12 protein-coding genes are annotated in these 14,667 nt (G+C 56.7%); 6 read left to right on the plus strand and 6 right to left on the minus strand.

Annotated features, from left to right (window positions below; all coding sequences use genetic code 11):
- Positions 1–58: 58 nt before the first annotated feature.
- On the minus strand, positions 59–2,026 hold the full coding sequence (locus ACR0AU_RS13130) for a protein meaA (RefSeq protein WP_170733580.1): 1,968 nt from the start codon (positions 2,024–2,026) through the stop codon (positions 59–61).
- 145 nt (positions 2,027–2,171) lie between these two features.
- Between ACR0AU_RS13130 and ACR0AU_RS13135 the strand changes: the two genes are divergently transcribed.
- The 6 genes from ACR0AU_RS13135 (at position 2,172) to ACR0AU_RS13160 (ending at position 9,079) form a co-directional block, all read left to right on the plus strand.
- Positions 2,172–3,554 carry a 1-acyl-sn-glycerol-3-phosphate acyltransferase gene (locus ACR0AU_RS13135; RefSeq protein WP_170733581.1) on the plus strand — a complete coding sequence of 461 codons (1,383 nt, stop codon included), beginning with the start codon at positions 2,172–2,174 and terminating at the stop codon, positions 3,552–3,554.
- 111 nt (positions 3,555–3,665) lie between these two features.
- Entirely contained in the window at positions 3,666–4,952 is a 1,287-nt protein-coding gene (ccrA, locus tag ACR0AU_RS13140) for a crotonyl-CoA carboxylase/reductase (RefSeq protein ID WP_170395824.1), read from the plus strand.
- Between the two features lie 367 nt (positions 4,953–5,319).
- On the plus strand, positions 5,320–6,039 hold the full coding sequence (locus ACR0AU_RS13145; protein ID WP_170395826.1) for a helix-turn-helix transcriptional regulator: 720 nt from the start codon (positions 5,320–5,322) through the stop codon (positions 6,037–6,039).
- 83 nt (positions 6,040–6,122) lie between these two features.
- Positions 6,123–6,761, plus strand: coding sequence for an acyl-homoserine-lactone synthase (locus ACR0AU_RS13150; protein ID WP_170589699.1), 639 nt, complete (start codon positions 6,123–6,125; stop codon positions 6,759–6,761).
- 60 nt (positions 6,762–6,821) lie between these two features.
- Entirely contained in the window at positions 6,822–8,354 is a 1,533-nt protein-coding gene (locus tag ACR0AU_RS13155) for an AAA family ATPase (RefSeq protein ID WP_170733582.1), read from the plus strand.
- On the plus strand, positions 8,351–9,079 hold the full coding sequence (locus tag ACR0AU_RS13160) for an SDR family oxidoreductase (RefSeq protein WP_480795784.1): 729 nt from the start codon (positions 8,351–8,353) through the stop codon (positions 9,077–9,079). The genes ACR0AU_RS13155 and ACR0AU_RS13160 overlap by 4 nt, the downstream gene beginning before the upstream one ends.
- 3 nt (positions 9,080–9,082) lie before the next feature.
- Here the strand turns inward: ACR0AU_RS13160 and ACR0AU_RS13165 are convergent, their stop codons facing one another.
- The 5 genes from ACR0AU_RS13165 to ACR0AU_RS13185 form a co-directional block, all read right to left on the minus strand.
- Positions 9,083–9,847: a TIGR02186 family protein gene (locus ACR0AU_RS13165; RefSeq protein ID WP_170395832.1), complete on the minus strand. Its 765-nt coding sequence runs from the start codon at positions 9,845–9,847 to the stop codon at positions 9,083–9,085.
- 1 nt (position 9,848) lies between these two features.
- A complete protein-coding gene (locus ACR0AU_RS13170; protein WP_170395834.1) occupies positions 9,849–10,769 on the minus strand; it encodes a sulfite exporter TauE/SafE family protein in 921 nt (306 codons plus the stop codon).
- A 260-nt stretch (positions 10,770–11,029) separates the two neighbouring features.
- Complete coding sequence (locus ACR0AU_RS13175; RefSeq protein WP_170408321.1) at positions 11,030–12,040, minus strand: ABC transporter permease; 1,011 nt, start codon at positions 12,038–12,040, stop codon at positions 11,030–11,032.
- Complete coding sequence (locus tag ACR0AU_RS13180) at positions 12,040–13,134, minus strand: ABC transporter permease (protein ID WP_170733584.1); 1,095 nt, start codon at positions 13,132–13,134, stop codon at positions 12,040–12,042. The genes ACR0AU_RS13175 and ACR0AU_RS13180 overlap by 1 nt, the downstream gene beginning before the upstream one ends.
- A gap of 3 nt (positions 13,135–13,137) precedes the next feature.
- Positions 13,138–14,667 carry an ABC transporter ATP-binding protein gene (locus tag ACR0AU_RS13185; RefSeq protein ID WP_170395839.1) on the minus strand — a complete coding sequence of 510 codons (1,530 nt, stop codon included), beginning with the start codon at positions 14,665–14,667 and terminating at the stop codon, positions 13,138–13,140.

The raw sequence follows: 14,667 nt of genomic DNA on the forward strand, positions 1-14,667 counted from the left end.
AACCTATCTATTCCCATTTTACCGGAAATAGAAATGGAGATTTCTGTAATATGCTTTTCTATTCAGCCGCAATTTCCGTTGGGTCAACCAATGTGACGATATCGCCCATGATTGCATTCAATTCGAAATTTTTCGGCGTATAGATTTTCGATACACCCATGGAACGCAATTGATCCGCGTCCTCATCGGGGATGATCCCACCAACAATGACGGGAATATCGCTTAGCCCTGCTGCTTTCAGCCGTGTCATCACGTCCTTCACCAAAGGCAGGTGGCTGCCAGAGAGGATCGATAGACCAATCACATGCGCTTTGTCTTCTTGTGCCGCAGTTACGATTTCTTCGGGCGTAAGACGAATACCTTCGTAACTGATATCCATGCCACAGTCGCGTGCGCGGAAGGCGATCTGTTCGGCTCCGTTCGAGTGTCCGTCAAGACCAGGTTTGCCAACAAGAAACTTCAGCCTGCGCCCCAGACGGTCGCTTACCGCATCTACGGCCGCGCGCAAGTCTTCCAGACCTTCGGTTTTGTTCGAAACAGATCCCGAGACGCCGGTTGGTCCACGATATGTACCGTAGGCCTTGCGCATTTCCTCGGCCCATTCGCCAGTTGTGACACCGGCCTTGGCCGCAGCGATTGAAGGTGCCATCACATTGGCACCAGATTTCGCTGCTTCGCGCAGGGCTTGTAACGCCGCAGCCACGGCGGCGTCATCCCGATCCGCACGCCAGTCGTTCAAGCGCCCGATTTGTTCCTGTTCAACCGCCGGGTCGACGACCATGATGCCGCCATCCTCGGTCTGCAAAGGTGAGGCTTCGCCCTCGGTCCATTTGTTTACGCCAACGACAACGGTTTCATTGCGTTCAATACGGTTCAGGCGCTCGGCATTGGACTCGACCAGCCGCGATTTCATGTATTCGATCGAGGCTACCGCGCCGCCCATCGATTCGAGATTAGCCAATTCGGCCCGTGCGCCATTTTTAAGTTCTTCGACTTTGGCGTCGACAACCGGATTGCCGTCGAACAAATCGCCATATTCCAGCAGATCGGTTTCATAGGCGAGGATTTGTTGCATCCGCATCGACCATTGTTGATCCCATGGACGAGGCAGGCCGAGCGCTTCGTTCCATGCAGGCAACTGCACCGCACGTGCGCGGGCACGTTTGGATAGCGTCACCGCAAGCATTTCAATCAGTATGCGATAAACGTTGTTTTCCGGCTGCTGTTCGGTCAGTCCCAGCGAGTTTACCTGAACGCCATAACGGAATCGGCGGAACTTGGGGTCTTCAATGCCATAGCGCTGCTGCAGAATTTCGTCCCAAAGATCCACAAAGGCGCGCATTTTGCACATTTCGGTGACAAACCGGATGCCCGCATTCACAAAAAACGAAATCCGCCCGCAGAGTGCCGGGAAGTCTTCAGCCGGAACGCGCGGGCGAAGTTCGTCCAGCACTGCAATGGCAGTCGCCAGAGCATAGGCCAGCTCTTGCTCGGGCGTCGCGCCTGCTTCTTGCAGGTGGTACGAACACACATTCATCGGGTTCCATTTGGGCACGTTATCGTAGCAATATTCGGCCACGTCCGCGATCATCTTCAGCGATGGCTTGGGTGGGCACACATAAGTGCCGCGGCTCAGGTATTCCTTGATCAGGTCGTTCTGGACGGTCCCCTGCAATTTCGAGACATCCGCGCCCTGTTCCTCGGCAACTGCGATATATAGCGCCAAAAGCCAAGGAGCAGTCGCATTGATCGTCATCGAGGTATTCATCTGTTCCAGCGGAATTTGATCGAACAGAACCCGCATGTCCCCCAGATGGCAGATCGGAACCCCAACTTTTCCAACTTCGCCGCGCGCCAAAGTGTGATCGCTGTCATACCCTGTTTGGGTTGGCAGATCGAAGGCCACGGACAGGCCGGTCTGACCTTTGGCTAGGTTCGCACGATAAAGCGAATTTGACGCTTTGGCCGTTGAGTGACCGGCATATGTACGGATGAGCCAGGGGCGATCTTTCTGCAACTGCGTCATGGGTCGGGCCTCGCGGATCGGTGGGTAACAAAATTACGTTCTATGGTGGTAAATAGTAATTTTCAGTACATGTCAATTCGCTGCGTTGCGGCATCGACGGTTTCTGCAGATTGTGGGTGGTCGCGTTTGATGGCACTGTGCCCGAATGATGCAGACTGTGGAAATCCCGCTTTGGCTGTTTGTGCTGATCGTGCTGTTTGCCGCGGTCACATTTGCCTCGCATTTTTTGTTTCCGTCGGTGCGCTGGTTTTTCCGCCGCCGCCTTGAGCGCGCCGTCGCACGGTTGAACAAGCGACTGCAGCGTCCGATCCAACCGTTCAAGTTGGCGGGGCGGCATGACATGATTCAACGGCTTATCTATGACCCGCAAGTAAGCCGGGCGGTGCAGCAGCATGCCAAAGAAGAAGGTGTGCCTGACGCTGTTGCCTCAGAATTAGCACGGCGTTATGCGCGCGAGATTGCGCCCTCATTCTCGACAGTGGCGTATTTCAGCATCGCGATCCGTTTTGCCCGCATGCTGAGCAACGCCTTTTACAAGGTGCAGTTGGGTTACGAGGACAAAGCCGCGCTGGACAGCATCGATCCCGATGCGACGGTCGTTTATGTCATGAACCACCGCAGCAATATGGATTACGTGCTGGTCACCTATCTGGCGGCAGATCATTCGACCTTATCCTATGCTGTGGGCGAATGGGCCCGTGTCTGGCCTCTAAGTCGATTGATTCGCGCGATGGGGGCCTATTTCATTCGCCGCAAGTCGGGTAGCGACCTATATCGACAGGTCCTTGCAAGCTATGTAAGACACGCGACCGAAGCGGGCGTGACGCAGGCCATGTTCCCTGAGGGCGGGCTGAGTCTGACTGGCAAACTGGGGCGCCCCAAGCTGGGATTGTTGAAGTATATCCTTGACGGAGTCGAACCGCAGGGGCGGGATGTGGTGTTTGTTCCGGTTGCTTTGAACTATGATCGGGTGCTTGAAGATACCGTATTAACAGCGGCAGCGAAGGATAGTGAACGCCGCTTCCGCGCGCGGATCGGGGTTATCACCCGCTGGTCGCTCAAGCAGATTTGGCGCAGGCTTGTCGGGCGCTACAAGAGATTCGGGATTGCCTCGGTGCGGTATGCGACACCGATTTCACTGAAAGAATTTCGAGTCGCGCACGAACGGGACCTAACGACCGATCTGGCCCGCGAGTTGATGCGCAGGATCGGCGCCGCAATTCCCTTTGTTCCAGTGCCTGCAGCGTGTCGGCTGGTTCAGGAAGAAGGTGAGATGTCAGAGCAGGAGTTGAAGGCGCGTTTGCTGACGTTGGGCGGCGACGCGGTTGCCCAGGATGATGGAGAGGCTGTTGACGATGCCATCAATCAGTTGGTCGAGCGACGGATTCTGCGTCGCGAGGCTGGAGTGTTGCGCCCATCAGGCGAGCGATCAGAGCTGCTTGCTTATTACGCGGCAGCATCAGAACCCGTTGTTCGGGCTGAGAATGATGCAGGTGCAGAAAGTATTTCTGCAACCGCTGGGTCATAAAATTACAAAATAGATACCAAAAACGGTTGCAATATTACTCAGGGACTAATATTTCGTCTTTGGAAAGCCGCGATTCTGCGGCGCGGCAACAGTTGGAAAAAGGAGGCCAGCATGGCTTTGGATGTCGACAGCGGTATCGCGTCGTATGAGGCGCCGGAAAAGGACCTCTACGAGATGGGTGAAATCCCCCCTATGGGGTATGTTCCCAAGCAAATGTATGCCTGGGCCATCCGGAAAGAGCGCCACGGTGAGCCAGACACAGCGATGCAGTTGGAAGTCGTTGATGTCCCGAAGCTGGACAGCCACGAAGTGCTGGTTCTCGTTATGGCGGCGGGTGTAAACTACAACGGCGTCTGGGCATCGCTTGGCAAGCCGATCAGCCCGTTTGATGGCCACGGCCAACCCTTTCACATCGCAGGTTCAGATGCGTCGGGCATCGTCTGGGCGGTTGGTGACAAAGTGAAGCGCTGGAAAGTCGGCGATGAAGTCGTGATTCACTGCAACCAGGACGATGGCGATGACGAACACTGCAATGGTGGTGATCCGATGTATTCGCCCAGCCAGCGCATCTGGGGATATGAGACACCTGATGGCTCGTTCGCGCAGTTTACAAATGTTCAGGCACAGCAGCTGATGCCGCGTCCCAAGCACCTGACCTGGGAAGAAAGCGCCTGCTACACGCTGACCTTGGCAACAGCCTATCGGATGCTTTTTGGGCACGAACCGCACGATCTAAAGCCGGGCCAGAACGTCCTGGTTTGGGGCGCATCGGGCGGTCTGGGCTCTTACGCGATACAGTTGATCAACACTGCGGGTGCCAATGCGATCGGCGTGATATCGGATGAAAGCAAGCGTGAGTTTGTGATGGACCTTGGCGCCAAAGGCGTCATCAACCGCAAGGATTTCAACTGCTGGGGCCAGCTGCCCACGGTGAATACTCCGGAATATGCTGAATGGTTCAAAGAAGCCCGCAAGTTTGGCAAGGCCATCTGGGATATTACCGGCAAAGGTGTGAACGTCGACATGGTGTTCGAGCACCCCGGCGAAAGCACGTTCCCGGTGTCCACTTTTGTCGTGAAAAAGGGAGGTATGGTTGTGATCTGCGCCGGGACCACTGGCTACAACCTGACCTTCGACGTGCGTTACATGTGGATGCACCAGAAACGCTTGCAGGGCTCGCATTTTGCGCATCTCAAACAGGCCTCGGCTGCAAACCAGCTAATGGTCGAGCGCCGCTTGGATCCGTGCATGTCCGAAGTGTTCACTTGGCAGGATCTGCCTGAGGCGCACATGAAGATGATGCGCAACGAACACAAGCCGGGCAACATGTCGGTGCTGGTTCAGGCTCCGCATACAGGCATGCGCACCCTTGAAGAAGTATTGGCTGCCCGCGACTAACGGTCTCAGGCAAACAGCAGCTGCAACACCCGCAGGGCGCAAACACGCCTTGCGGGTGTTCATCGTTTCTATCGATGATTATGCATTTTCAATGCTTTAAGAAATCGCGCCCCGCTATTTCTGGGGAGTAGAAAGCAGCGAGTAGGCCGAATTAGTCTGCACATGTTATGGTTGTGTTAACCCTTCGTTAACTATTTCGGGGACACCCTGATGGCGCAAAATGAGTGGATTTTGGACGTTCTGTCGGACCTCAACGCCTTTGCTGTGGCGAATGGGTTGAGCGCGCTGGCCGAGCAGCTTGACGACACAAGACTGATCGCCGCGGCCGAGATTGCGTCCTCAAAGGATGAGGCTTGCGCGCCCGCGAATGGGAAGAAAATTCGATTTGAGCCAGATCCTAGGGGATTTGGAAAGCACCAGCACGCTTGATGAGCTGACCAGCGTAGCAGTCCAGTTGCGGGACAAGCTGCAAATTGACCACATGACATATCACTGGGTTGATGGGGCCGGGGATCAATACGGGTTCACGACTTATTCGGATGCCTGGGATGAACGGTATCGAGACAGGAATTATCATCGTATTGATCCGGTTATTCTGGGTTGTTTTCAGCGATTTCACGCTGTGGACTGGAAACAGCTGAATTGGTCGGGCAAAGCAGTAAAGGCCTTCCTGCAGGACGCGCAGGAACATGGCGTCGGCAATCAGGGCTATTCGATCCCGCTGCGGGGGCCAGGCGGGCAATTCGCGCTGTTTACGGTCAACAACAGCTGTGATGACATCGCATGGCAGGCATTTGTCGAAACGTACGGCCGCGATCTCATATTGGTGGCGCATTTCCTCAATCGAAAAGCGCTGGAATTTGCAAAAGAACGGCAGCCGGACAACATGCGGGGGCTCTCGCCCCGCGAAATCGATGCAATGACATTGCTGGCGCTGGGGTATAGCCGAGCGCAGGTGGCGCACTCGCTTTCCATTTCTGAGCATACGCTCAGGGCCTATATCGAAAGCGCACGCTCAAAACTCGGTGCGCAAAATACGACTCATGCAATCGCCACTGCACTCAGTAGAGGATTAATAGTCGTTTAACGACCGTACGGTGGTCTCACCTTAATTTAACCACGTGTTCGTACCCCCTTTGTTCCAACTGTGGACGATAAGGGGAACACGTCATGTTGCGTTATTTGTATGCTGATGAGCTGCATAAATTTCCGGAATTGGCCAAGGGAATGTTCAGGGATCGCGCTGATCAGTTCAAAACCCGCCTTGGCTGGGACGTTAAGGTTAATGAAAAGGGGGAAGAGCGGGACCAGTACGATGATCTCAACCCGCTCTACGTGATCTGGGAAGAGGCGGATGGCAGCCATGGTGGTTCCATGCGGATTTTGCCGACGACCGGTCCGGTCATGGTGAATGAGGTATTCGGACATCTGACCGGAGGCAGCCCGATTTGCAGCCCGCTGATCTGGGAAGTCACCCGCTTTTGCCTCTCGCGCAACGCCAGCGCTCATACTGCCGGGGCCATCATGCTGAGCGGAGGTGAGGTGATGGAAGGGTTTGGCCTGACCCACATAGCAGGCGTTTTTGATGCCCGCATGATCCGGATTTATCGAATGATCGGATCGTCCCCAGTGGTTCTGGGAACCGAAGGAAAAGGGCGCGATCAAATCTCGGTTGGCCTGTGGCCATATTCAGCGGAAGACTGCAACCGTGTCGCGGCCCGCGCAGGTATCCCGCGCGAGTTGTCGCGCCTGTGGTTCAAGACGGCATTTGGCCATGGCGCACAGCACCGGTTCGCTTTGTCGGCCTAAGCGCGCGGAAAAACCAATCGGCATCTGGCAGCGCGCGGCGCGTCCCTGTAGGGTCGCGCCATGTCCTTGCCCCAAGTCAACTTTTCCGAAGATCAGGCCGCCGCTTTCGACAACATTGCCGAGATGTTGCGCACAGCTGGCGTAGACCTTGAAGACGACGCGCTGCTGAAACTGCCTGGCAACGGAAAGTCTGGCGTGATGGCAGTCATTGGCAAGGCCGGATCGGGCAAAACCCTGTTGCTGGCAGAGCTTTACAAAGTCCTGGCCGAGACGGGGGTCAACCTTATCTCGGGTGATTTCGAAAGTCGCAAATCCCGCGACAAGCGCAGCCTTGCGATCCTTGCGCCGACGAACAAGGCCGCCAGCGTATTGCGGCTGCGTGGGGTGCCCGCGACGACAATCCATCGCATCCTTTATACGCCTGTTTATGACCCCGAATACGAGCGCATCGCCGAATGGCTGGCGGGCAATGACGAACGGCCCGAGATCGAAGGGCTGACGGATGAAGCGCTCGACCGTGCAGCCGCGTTTTACGCCAACAACAAATCCATCCCCGGCGCGCTGGCCGCTGCTGGGTTACGTGGTTCCGATTTCATCACTGGCTGGAAACGTCGGGATGAGCCGCTGGATATAGGCTTTGTCGACGAAGCCTCGATGCTGGACGACCGACAATTCGAGGATCTGAAGGAAATCTTCCCGACCTTGTTGCTATTTGGTGATCCGGCGCAATTGGCACCGGTCAATCAATCAGGCTCGATGGTGTTTGACGGATTGCCCGAGCCGCGCAAGCAAATCCTGCATCGCGTGCATCGGCAAACTGCGGACAACCCGATCCTAGACCTCGCCCATGCGCTGTCCGATCCGGTCATGGGGTTTGAGGATTTCGAACGCTTGATCGAAGAAACCGCCCGCAAAGATGATCGCGTTGTCTGGGGGCAACGGGTCGAAGTTGATCTGATGGCGCGCAGCCCGGTTCTTGTCTGGCGCAATGCGACCCGAATCCGGCTGATCCAGGCGTTTCGTACCGTGCATGGCGCGCCGGAGACCGAATTGCTGGAAGGGGAGCCGCTGATTTGCGACGGTATTGAGCTGCCATTGAAGCACCGCAAAAAGCGGCTGGACCTTGAGGCGCGCGGGCTGATCAAGGGTGCACAGGTCATCTATCTTGGCCCTGGTCGCAAGCCGGGTTTTTCGCGGTTGCATGTAATGGGGGCCGAAGACCCTCAGGTCTCGGCGGCGTCGATCGTGCAGATTGAAAAGCCCGATGAGGAGGAGCCGTTCATTCCCTATGCTGCCCGTATGGGGGCAACGTTCCTGCATGGTGCCGCTGTGACGATCCATAAGGCGCAAGGGTCGCAATGGGACACGGTTCAGGTCTTTGCGCCAGACATCTACGCAGCCGCCCGCATGGGCCGTACTGAGGCCGGGCAACCGTTGTGGAAGCGCCTAGCTTATGTCGCCATAACCCGCGCACAGGAGAGGCTAATCTGGGTTGTGCGGAACCGCTTGTCGAAACCGACCCACCCGTTGCGTGTGGATGACCTGCGTGCGGTTGCGGCACCATCCCTGACATTGGAGCCGGAAGAGACATGAAGACGATCATCGTGACCGGCGCAAGCTCGGGCATAGGCCGCGCCACCGCCGAGCTGTTTCTGTCAGAAGGATGGACTGTCGGGCTTCTGGCCCGCAGCGCTGACAAACTTCTTGCTATGGCACAGCATAACGCCTCGGCGATCCCGCTGGTTGCCGATGTGACTAACCCGGATGCCGTTGCAAACGCCTTTACTGCATTCACCCGACAGACCGGGCGACTGGACGTGCTGTTCAACAATGCCGGGATTTTTGCCTCTGGTGGCACCATCGACGAGATCGCGCTTGAGGATTGGTACGGCTCGGTCAATGTGAACCTGAACGGCATGTTCCTGTGTGCACGGGCTGCATTTGCTGCGATGCGGGCTCAGGCGCAGGGGGGGGGGCGTATCATAAACAACGGTTCAATCGCTGCTCATGTGCCGCGCCCGAACTCGGTGCATTATTCTGCGACGAAACACGCGATTACCGGTCTGACGCGCAGCCTGTCTCTGGACGGGCGGAGTTTTGGAATTGCCTGTGGTCAGATCGACATCGGAAATGCGCGCACCCCGATGGTGCAAGGGCTGGTCGATGAGGCACTTGCCGAAGGCCGCGACCCTGATCCCACCATGGATGTCGGGGATGCCGCCCGCTCGGTACTGCATATGGCCGAACTGCCGCTTGAGGCGAATGTGCAGTTCATGACCGTTATGGCCACGACCATGCCATATATCGGTCGCGGGTGACGATCAGTTCTCGCGCAGTAGGCGGAAGGCTGTCGAAGCGCCCCAACCGGCGGCAATCGCGATGGCCAGTGACATAAGCCCGTACCAAATGGGTTGTTCACGCGACATCGCGTACAAGAAACGCTCAAGCCCGACTTTGCGTACTCCTATCGAGGTTTCAAAGGTCGAGACCACCTTTCCGTCTCGTGTCAGGAAGATACGGGCGCTGTAGTCGCCTTCGGTCAGGTCCGACGGCATGTCGATTGATGTGCGGAACAACGTCTGTTCGTCCACAGCCACTGTGTTTTCCCGGATCGAGTACAGCCCTTCATCTTCGCGGATGCGGATGACCGCCTCGGAAAAATCCTGTGCGCCTTGAATGCTCATGTCCGCACCGACCGACCGGATGGCACGCTCGATCGAAACCTTATAGCGTAGGTCTTCGGTCTGGGTCAGAACCTCGGAAAACGGGGCGCTGGTGGCAACGGCGTAGAAGCTTGGTGCCAGATCAACAACAAGGCTGTCGGTGTTCACCCAGATACCGAACCGTTTCTCTTTGCGGCGTACGGTGACTGGTTCGGATGGGCCGACCACCGATACGATGACCTCAAGCGGTGGACCGTCCGGGATTGGAGCTTCGCGCTTTACCGCGCCGAAAACCAGTATTTCGGACCCGTCAAAATTGGCGGTAATCGACACCCGATCCTGACTTAGGCCCAGAACAACCTGTTCTTCGGCTGCGTAGGCTGGCAGACAGATCAGACAAAGAAGAGCAATCAGACGCAGCATCTTAATGCCCTCCTGCATCGCCAAGCGAATACAACTCGGCGGGTTGAAGCAGAAGATCAAGCGCCAGCTTGCCGCAGACAACAAGTACCAGAGCCGCCAACAAAACACGCAGTTGTTCAGCCGGCATTCGGGCACCGATGACTGTTCCGATTTGGGCACCAACTACGCCACCGACGAGCAGAAGAACCGCCAACACGACATCAACGGTATAGTTGGTGGTGGCGTGCAGCATAGTGGTAAAGGCGGTTACAAAGATGATCTGAAACAGCGAAGTTCCGACAACAACCTTGGTCGGCATGCCCAATAGGTAGATCATCGCGGGCACCATGATAAACCCGCCGCCGACACCCATGATAGCAGACAGGACACCGACAAACAGGCCTACGACAAGCGGTGGAATGACCGAGATGTACAGGCCCGACGTCCGAAACCGCATCTTGAACGGCATGGCGTGCACCCAACCGCGCTGGCGTCGTTTCGGAGGCGGCGTGCCGCCTTTCCGCGTTTTTCTAATCGCGTTCAGGCTTTCGACAAACATCAGACTGCCGATGATGCCCAGAAATACGACATAGCAAAGTTTGACCAGCAGATCGACCTGTCCGAGGCTCTTGAGATAGTTGAAGACAACAACACCCAACGCAGCGCCTGTCAGCCCTCCGACCAAAAGGACTGTACCCATTTTAAGGTCCACGGTTCGGCGCCTGAAATGCGCCAGCACCCCAGAAAATGATGAAGCAACAATTTGGTTTGCCTCGGTTGCGACCGCAACCGCAGGCGGAATGCCGATGAAGAACAGCAGTGGAGTCATCAAAAACCCACCGCCAACGCCAAACATTCCAGACAGAATGCCCACCATTCCACCCAGTCCAAACAGTAGAAACGCGTTTACGGATACTTCGGCAATCGGGAGGTAAATCTGCATGGCTTCTTCTAGACAGGAGAGGCCGTACCACGCGGTGTGGCAAAGCCATTGGTAACATAAATCTCAACAGACGAAGCGCGCGTGCCAGGTGGGGCCATCTAGTTGTTTCCGTGGCTCAACCTGAAAATAGTCGATAGCATGGCTGCGGAACTGATGCGGGACACGTCCATACCCCCTTAGAGCGGTTGCGGCATACAAAATCAACTCTGTATGCCGCTTTGCAGCAAACAGGACTGAGGGGCAGTCCTGAACTGGCTCTATCAGCGTTCCTTTACATATGGTTCGCCGCCTGCGCGTGGCGGTATGGCCTTGCCGACGAACCCGGCAAGAATCACCACGGTCAGGATATAGGGCAGAGCGTCCATGACCTGCACCGGGATCACGACCCCGCCCAAATCGATGTTCTGGAACCGCAAGGCAATGGCCTGCAACAGCCCGAACAAGAGGCATGCCCACATCGCGTGCCACGGACGCCATTTTGCAAAGATCAGAGCAGCCAGTGCGATAAATCCGCGCCCAGCGGTCATCTCTTTCACAAAGCCTGCTTGCAGCGCGGTGGCCAGGTAGGCACCTGCGATGCCGCAAAGTACGCCGCAAATCGCAACCGCTGCGTAGCGGAGACCTACAACCGAAACTCCAGCAGTATCCACCGCCGCAGGATTCTCTCCGACCGCGCGCAGACGCAGCCCGAACCGGGTGCGGAACAGAATCCACCAAGTCAGTGGCACCATAAGGAAAGCCACATACACCAGAATGGAATGGCCAGACAGAAGCTCGGAATAGGCCATATGCAGGGGATTGGTTTCAGACATCAGCTCGGAAACCGGACGGCCTGTCAGTTCGGCGTCAGCCGGACCGATCGCATAAGGGAATTCTGCAGATTCAAACCGCCCTTCACCGAACAATGATGGCGTACGACCACCCTGCTTGAACCAGCTTTGGGCGACAAGAACGGTCATACCTGAGGCAAGAAAGTTGATCGCAACCCCCGAGATAAGCTGATTGCCCCGGAACGTGATCGACGCAAACCCGTGTAGCGCCGAAAGGACCAGAGATGCCGCGATCCCGGCCAGCAATCCCAGCCACACCGAACCGGTTACGGCGGCGACGGCAGCCGAGAAGAATGCTGACATCAGCATCTTGCCTTCAAGGCCGATGTCGAAGATGCCCGCGCGCTCGGAGTATAGACCGGCCAGACAGGCAAGCAGCAAAGGCGTAGCCAGTCGGATGGTCGAATCCAGAACCTGGATGAGTGTCAGGAAGAAATCCATCAGGCCGACCCCTTCCGAAGCGCCATGAACAGCTTTTCAAGCGGCATGCGCACCATGTTGTCCAGTGCTCCGGTAAACAGAATGACCAACGCTTGGATGACCACGATCAGTTCGCGCGGAATTGATGTCCAAAGCGCCAGTTCGGCACCGCCCTGATACAGAAACCCAAACAGAACAGCGGCTAGAAATACCCCGAATGGATGCGACCGACCCATCAGTGCCACGGCAATTCCAATGAAACCCGCGCCTTCGGTTGCGTTCAGCACCAACCGCTCGGCTTCGCCCATCACGTTGTTGACTGCCATCAGGCCCGCCAGAGCGCCCGAGATCAGCATGGCAATAATCGTGATACGTACAGGCGAGATACCAGCGTAGACGGCACCGGTTTCCGAATGGCCGTAGGCGCGGATTTCATAGCCCAGCCGAGTTCGCCAGATCAGCGCCCAGACAACAAAACACGCAAGGATTGCGACGAAGAACGAGATGTTGGCAGGCGCACCTCGGAAAACGATGTTTTCGGCGCTCGAGAACATCGACTGGAAAGTCGGGAGATGCACTGCCTCGGGGAAACGAGCCGTTGCTGGATCTTGCGACCCTTGCGGGCGCATGACGTTGACCAGCATGTAATTCAGGAAAGCGGCAGCGATGAAATTGAACATGATCGTGGTGATCACGATATGGCTGCCCCGCTTCGCCTGCAGATAGGCCGGGATCGCGGCCCAGGCTGCACCGAAGATCATCGAAGCAGCACAGGCGGCCAGCAAAGCTATTGTCCAATGCGGCCAAGGAACCGATAGGCAGACGATGGCAACGCCCAGTCCGCCCAGCATGGCCTGACCCTCGCCGCCGATGTTGAACAAGCGCGCGTGAAAGGCAACTGCAACCGCGAGTCCGGTGAAGATGAAGTTCGTTGCATAATAAAGTGTATAGCCCCAGCCGTAGGTTGACCCTAGGGCCCCAGTGACCATCAGATTTACCGCCTCAAGCGGATCTTCCCCGATGGCCAGGATCACGATTGCCGAAAGGATTGTGGCTAGAAGCAGACTGATTAGCGGGATCAGTACCACATCGGCCCATTTGGGCATTTTTTCCATGGTTCAGGCGGCCTCTCCTGCAACACCGGCCATCAGCAGGCCCAGTTCTTTTTCATCCGTCTCGGCGGGCAGACGCTCGCCCATGATATGTCCGTCAAACATAACCGCGATCCGGTCCGAGAGTGAGAAGATCTCTTCCAACTCGACCGAAACCAGCAGTATCGCCTTGCCCTGATCCCTCAAGGCGACGATCTGTTTATGAATGAACTCGATGGCACCGATATCCACGCCGCGCGTGGGTTGGCCCACCAGCAGCAGATCGGGATTGCGCTCGATTTCTCGTGCAACGACGATTTTCTGTTGATTGCCGCCCGAGAAGCTTTTTGCCGTCAGCCAGCCATTGGGCGGGCGCACGTCGAACTTCTCGATCTTGGCTTCGGTGTCGGCACGCAGGGCGGCGTTGTCCATGAACAGCCCGCGTTTGTAAGCAGGGTCGCGGTGGTAGCCGAACGCCACATTCTCCCACGCGTGAAAATCCATGATCAGGCCTTCGCGCTGCCGATCCTCGGGGACATGAGCGATATGTCGGGCGCGCCGCGCTTGCCCGTCCGATCCGGGGCCGTGCAACGCCAGAGGCTCGCCGTTCAGTTTGATCGAGCCTACCCCGGGTCGCATACCGCCCAAAACTTCAAGCAGCTCGGACTGCCCGTTGCCAGCAACGCCCGCGATGCCAACGATCTCACCCGCGCGAACGGTTAGGTCGATGCCTTTGACACGCTCGACACCGGCCGAATCGGTGACACTGAGGTTTTCGATTTCCAGAACCGGTTTGCCCGGCTGTGCAGGCACCTTATCAACCTGTAGCAAGACCTTGCGGCCAACCATCAATTCGGCCAGGGCCTGCGGATTGGTATCAGCTGTTTTGACGGTGGCGGTCATCTCACCACGGCGCATAACCGAAACCGTATCGGTGTTCTCCATGATTTCGCGCAGCTTGTGCGTGATCACGATGATTGTTTTACCCTCGGACCGCAGCCGATCGAGAATGCGAAACAGCTGGTCCGCCTCGGCAGGGGTAAGAACGCCCGTGGGTTCGTCCAGAATCAGAATTTCGGCCTTGCGGTAGAGCGCCTTGAGAATCTCAACCCGCTGCTGCATGCCCACACCGATCTCATCGATGCGTTTGTCAGGGTCGACGAACAGTTCGTATTCTTCCTCTAGATCTTTCAGCTCTTTCCGGGCTTTCGCCAGCGACGGAGCCAACAGCCCACCGTCTTCCGCACCCAGAACGATGTTTTCCAGAACGGTGAAATTCTCGACCAGTTTGAAATGCTGAAACACCATCCCGATGCCCGAGGCGATCGCCGCCTGGCTGTCAGGGATGTCGGTCTTGGTGCCGTTGATCCAGATTTCGCCTTTGTCGGCTTTGTAAAATCCGTAGAGGATGCTCATCAGCGTGGATTTGCCCGCTCCGTTTTCACCGATGATCCCGTGGATCGCTCCGCGGGCGACGCTGATGGAAATATCTTTATTAGCCTGAACCGGCCCAAAGGCTTTGGAAATCCCTTTGAGTTCAATGGCGGGGACGGTCAT

This window comes from Ruegeria sp. CG1 (assembly GCF_056537265.1).

What these genes read in the sequence shown, in the direction of transcription:
- ACR0AU_RS13130 (WP_170733580.1), bottom strand. Translation starts at nt 2,026, where the DNA reads ATGACGCAGTTGCAGAAAGATCGCCCCTGGCTCATCCGTACATATGCC.
- ACR0AU_RS13135 (WP_170733581.1), top strand. Translation starts at nt 2,172, where the DNA reads ATGATGCAGACTGTGGAAATCCCGCTTTGGCTGTTTGTGCTGATCGTG.
- ccrA (WP_170395824.1), top strand. Translation starts at nt 3,666, where the DNA reads ATGGCTTTGGATGTCGACAGCGGTATCGCGTCGTATGAGGCGCCGGAA.
- ACR0AU_RS13145 (WP_170395826.1), top strand. Translation starts at nt 5,320, where the DNA reads ATGGGAAGAAAATTCGATTTGAGCCAGATCCTAGGGGATTTGGAAAGC.
- ACR0AU_RS13150 (WP_170589699.1), top strand. Translation starts at nt 6,123, where the DNA reads ATGTTGCGTTATTTGTATGCTGATGAGCTGCATAAATTTCCGGAATTG.
- ACR0AU_RS13155 (WP_170733582.1), top strand. Translation starts at nt 6,822, where the DNA reads ATGTCCTTGCCCCAAGTCAACTTTTCCGAAGATCAGGCCGCCGCTTTC.
- ACR0AU_RS13160 (WP_480795784.1), top strand. Translation starts at nt 8,351, where the DNA reads ATGAAGACGATCATCGTGACCGGCGCAAGCTCGGGCATAGGCCGCGCC.
- ACR0AU_RS13165 (WP_170395832.1), bottom strand. Translation starts at nt 9,847, where the DNA reads ATGCTGCGTCTGATTGCTCTTCTTTGTCTGATCTGTCTGCCAGCCTAC.
- ACR0AU_RS13170 (WP_170395834.1), bottom strand. Translation starts at nt 10,769, where the DNA reads ATGCAGATTTACCTCCCGATTGCCGAAGTATCCGTAAACGCGTTTCTA.
- ACR0AU_RS13175 (WP_170408321.1), bottom strand. Translation starts at nt 12,040, where the DNA reads ATGGATTTCTTCCTGACACTCATCCAGGTTCTGGATTCGACCATCCGA.
- ACR0AU_RS13180 (WP_170733584.1), bottom strand. Translation starts at nt 13,134, where the DNA reads ATGGAAAAAATGCCCAAATGGGCCGATGTGGTACTGATCCCGCTAATC.
- ACR0AU_RS13185 (WP_170395839.1), bottom strand. Translation starts at nt 14,667, where the DNA reads ATGACCGTCCCCGCCATTGAACTCAAAGGGATTTCCAAAGCCTTTGGG.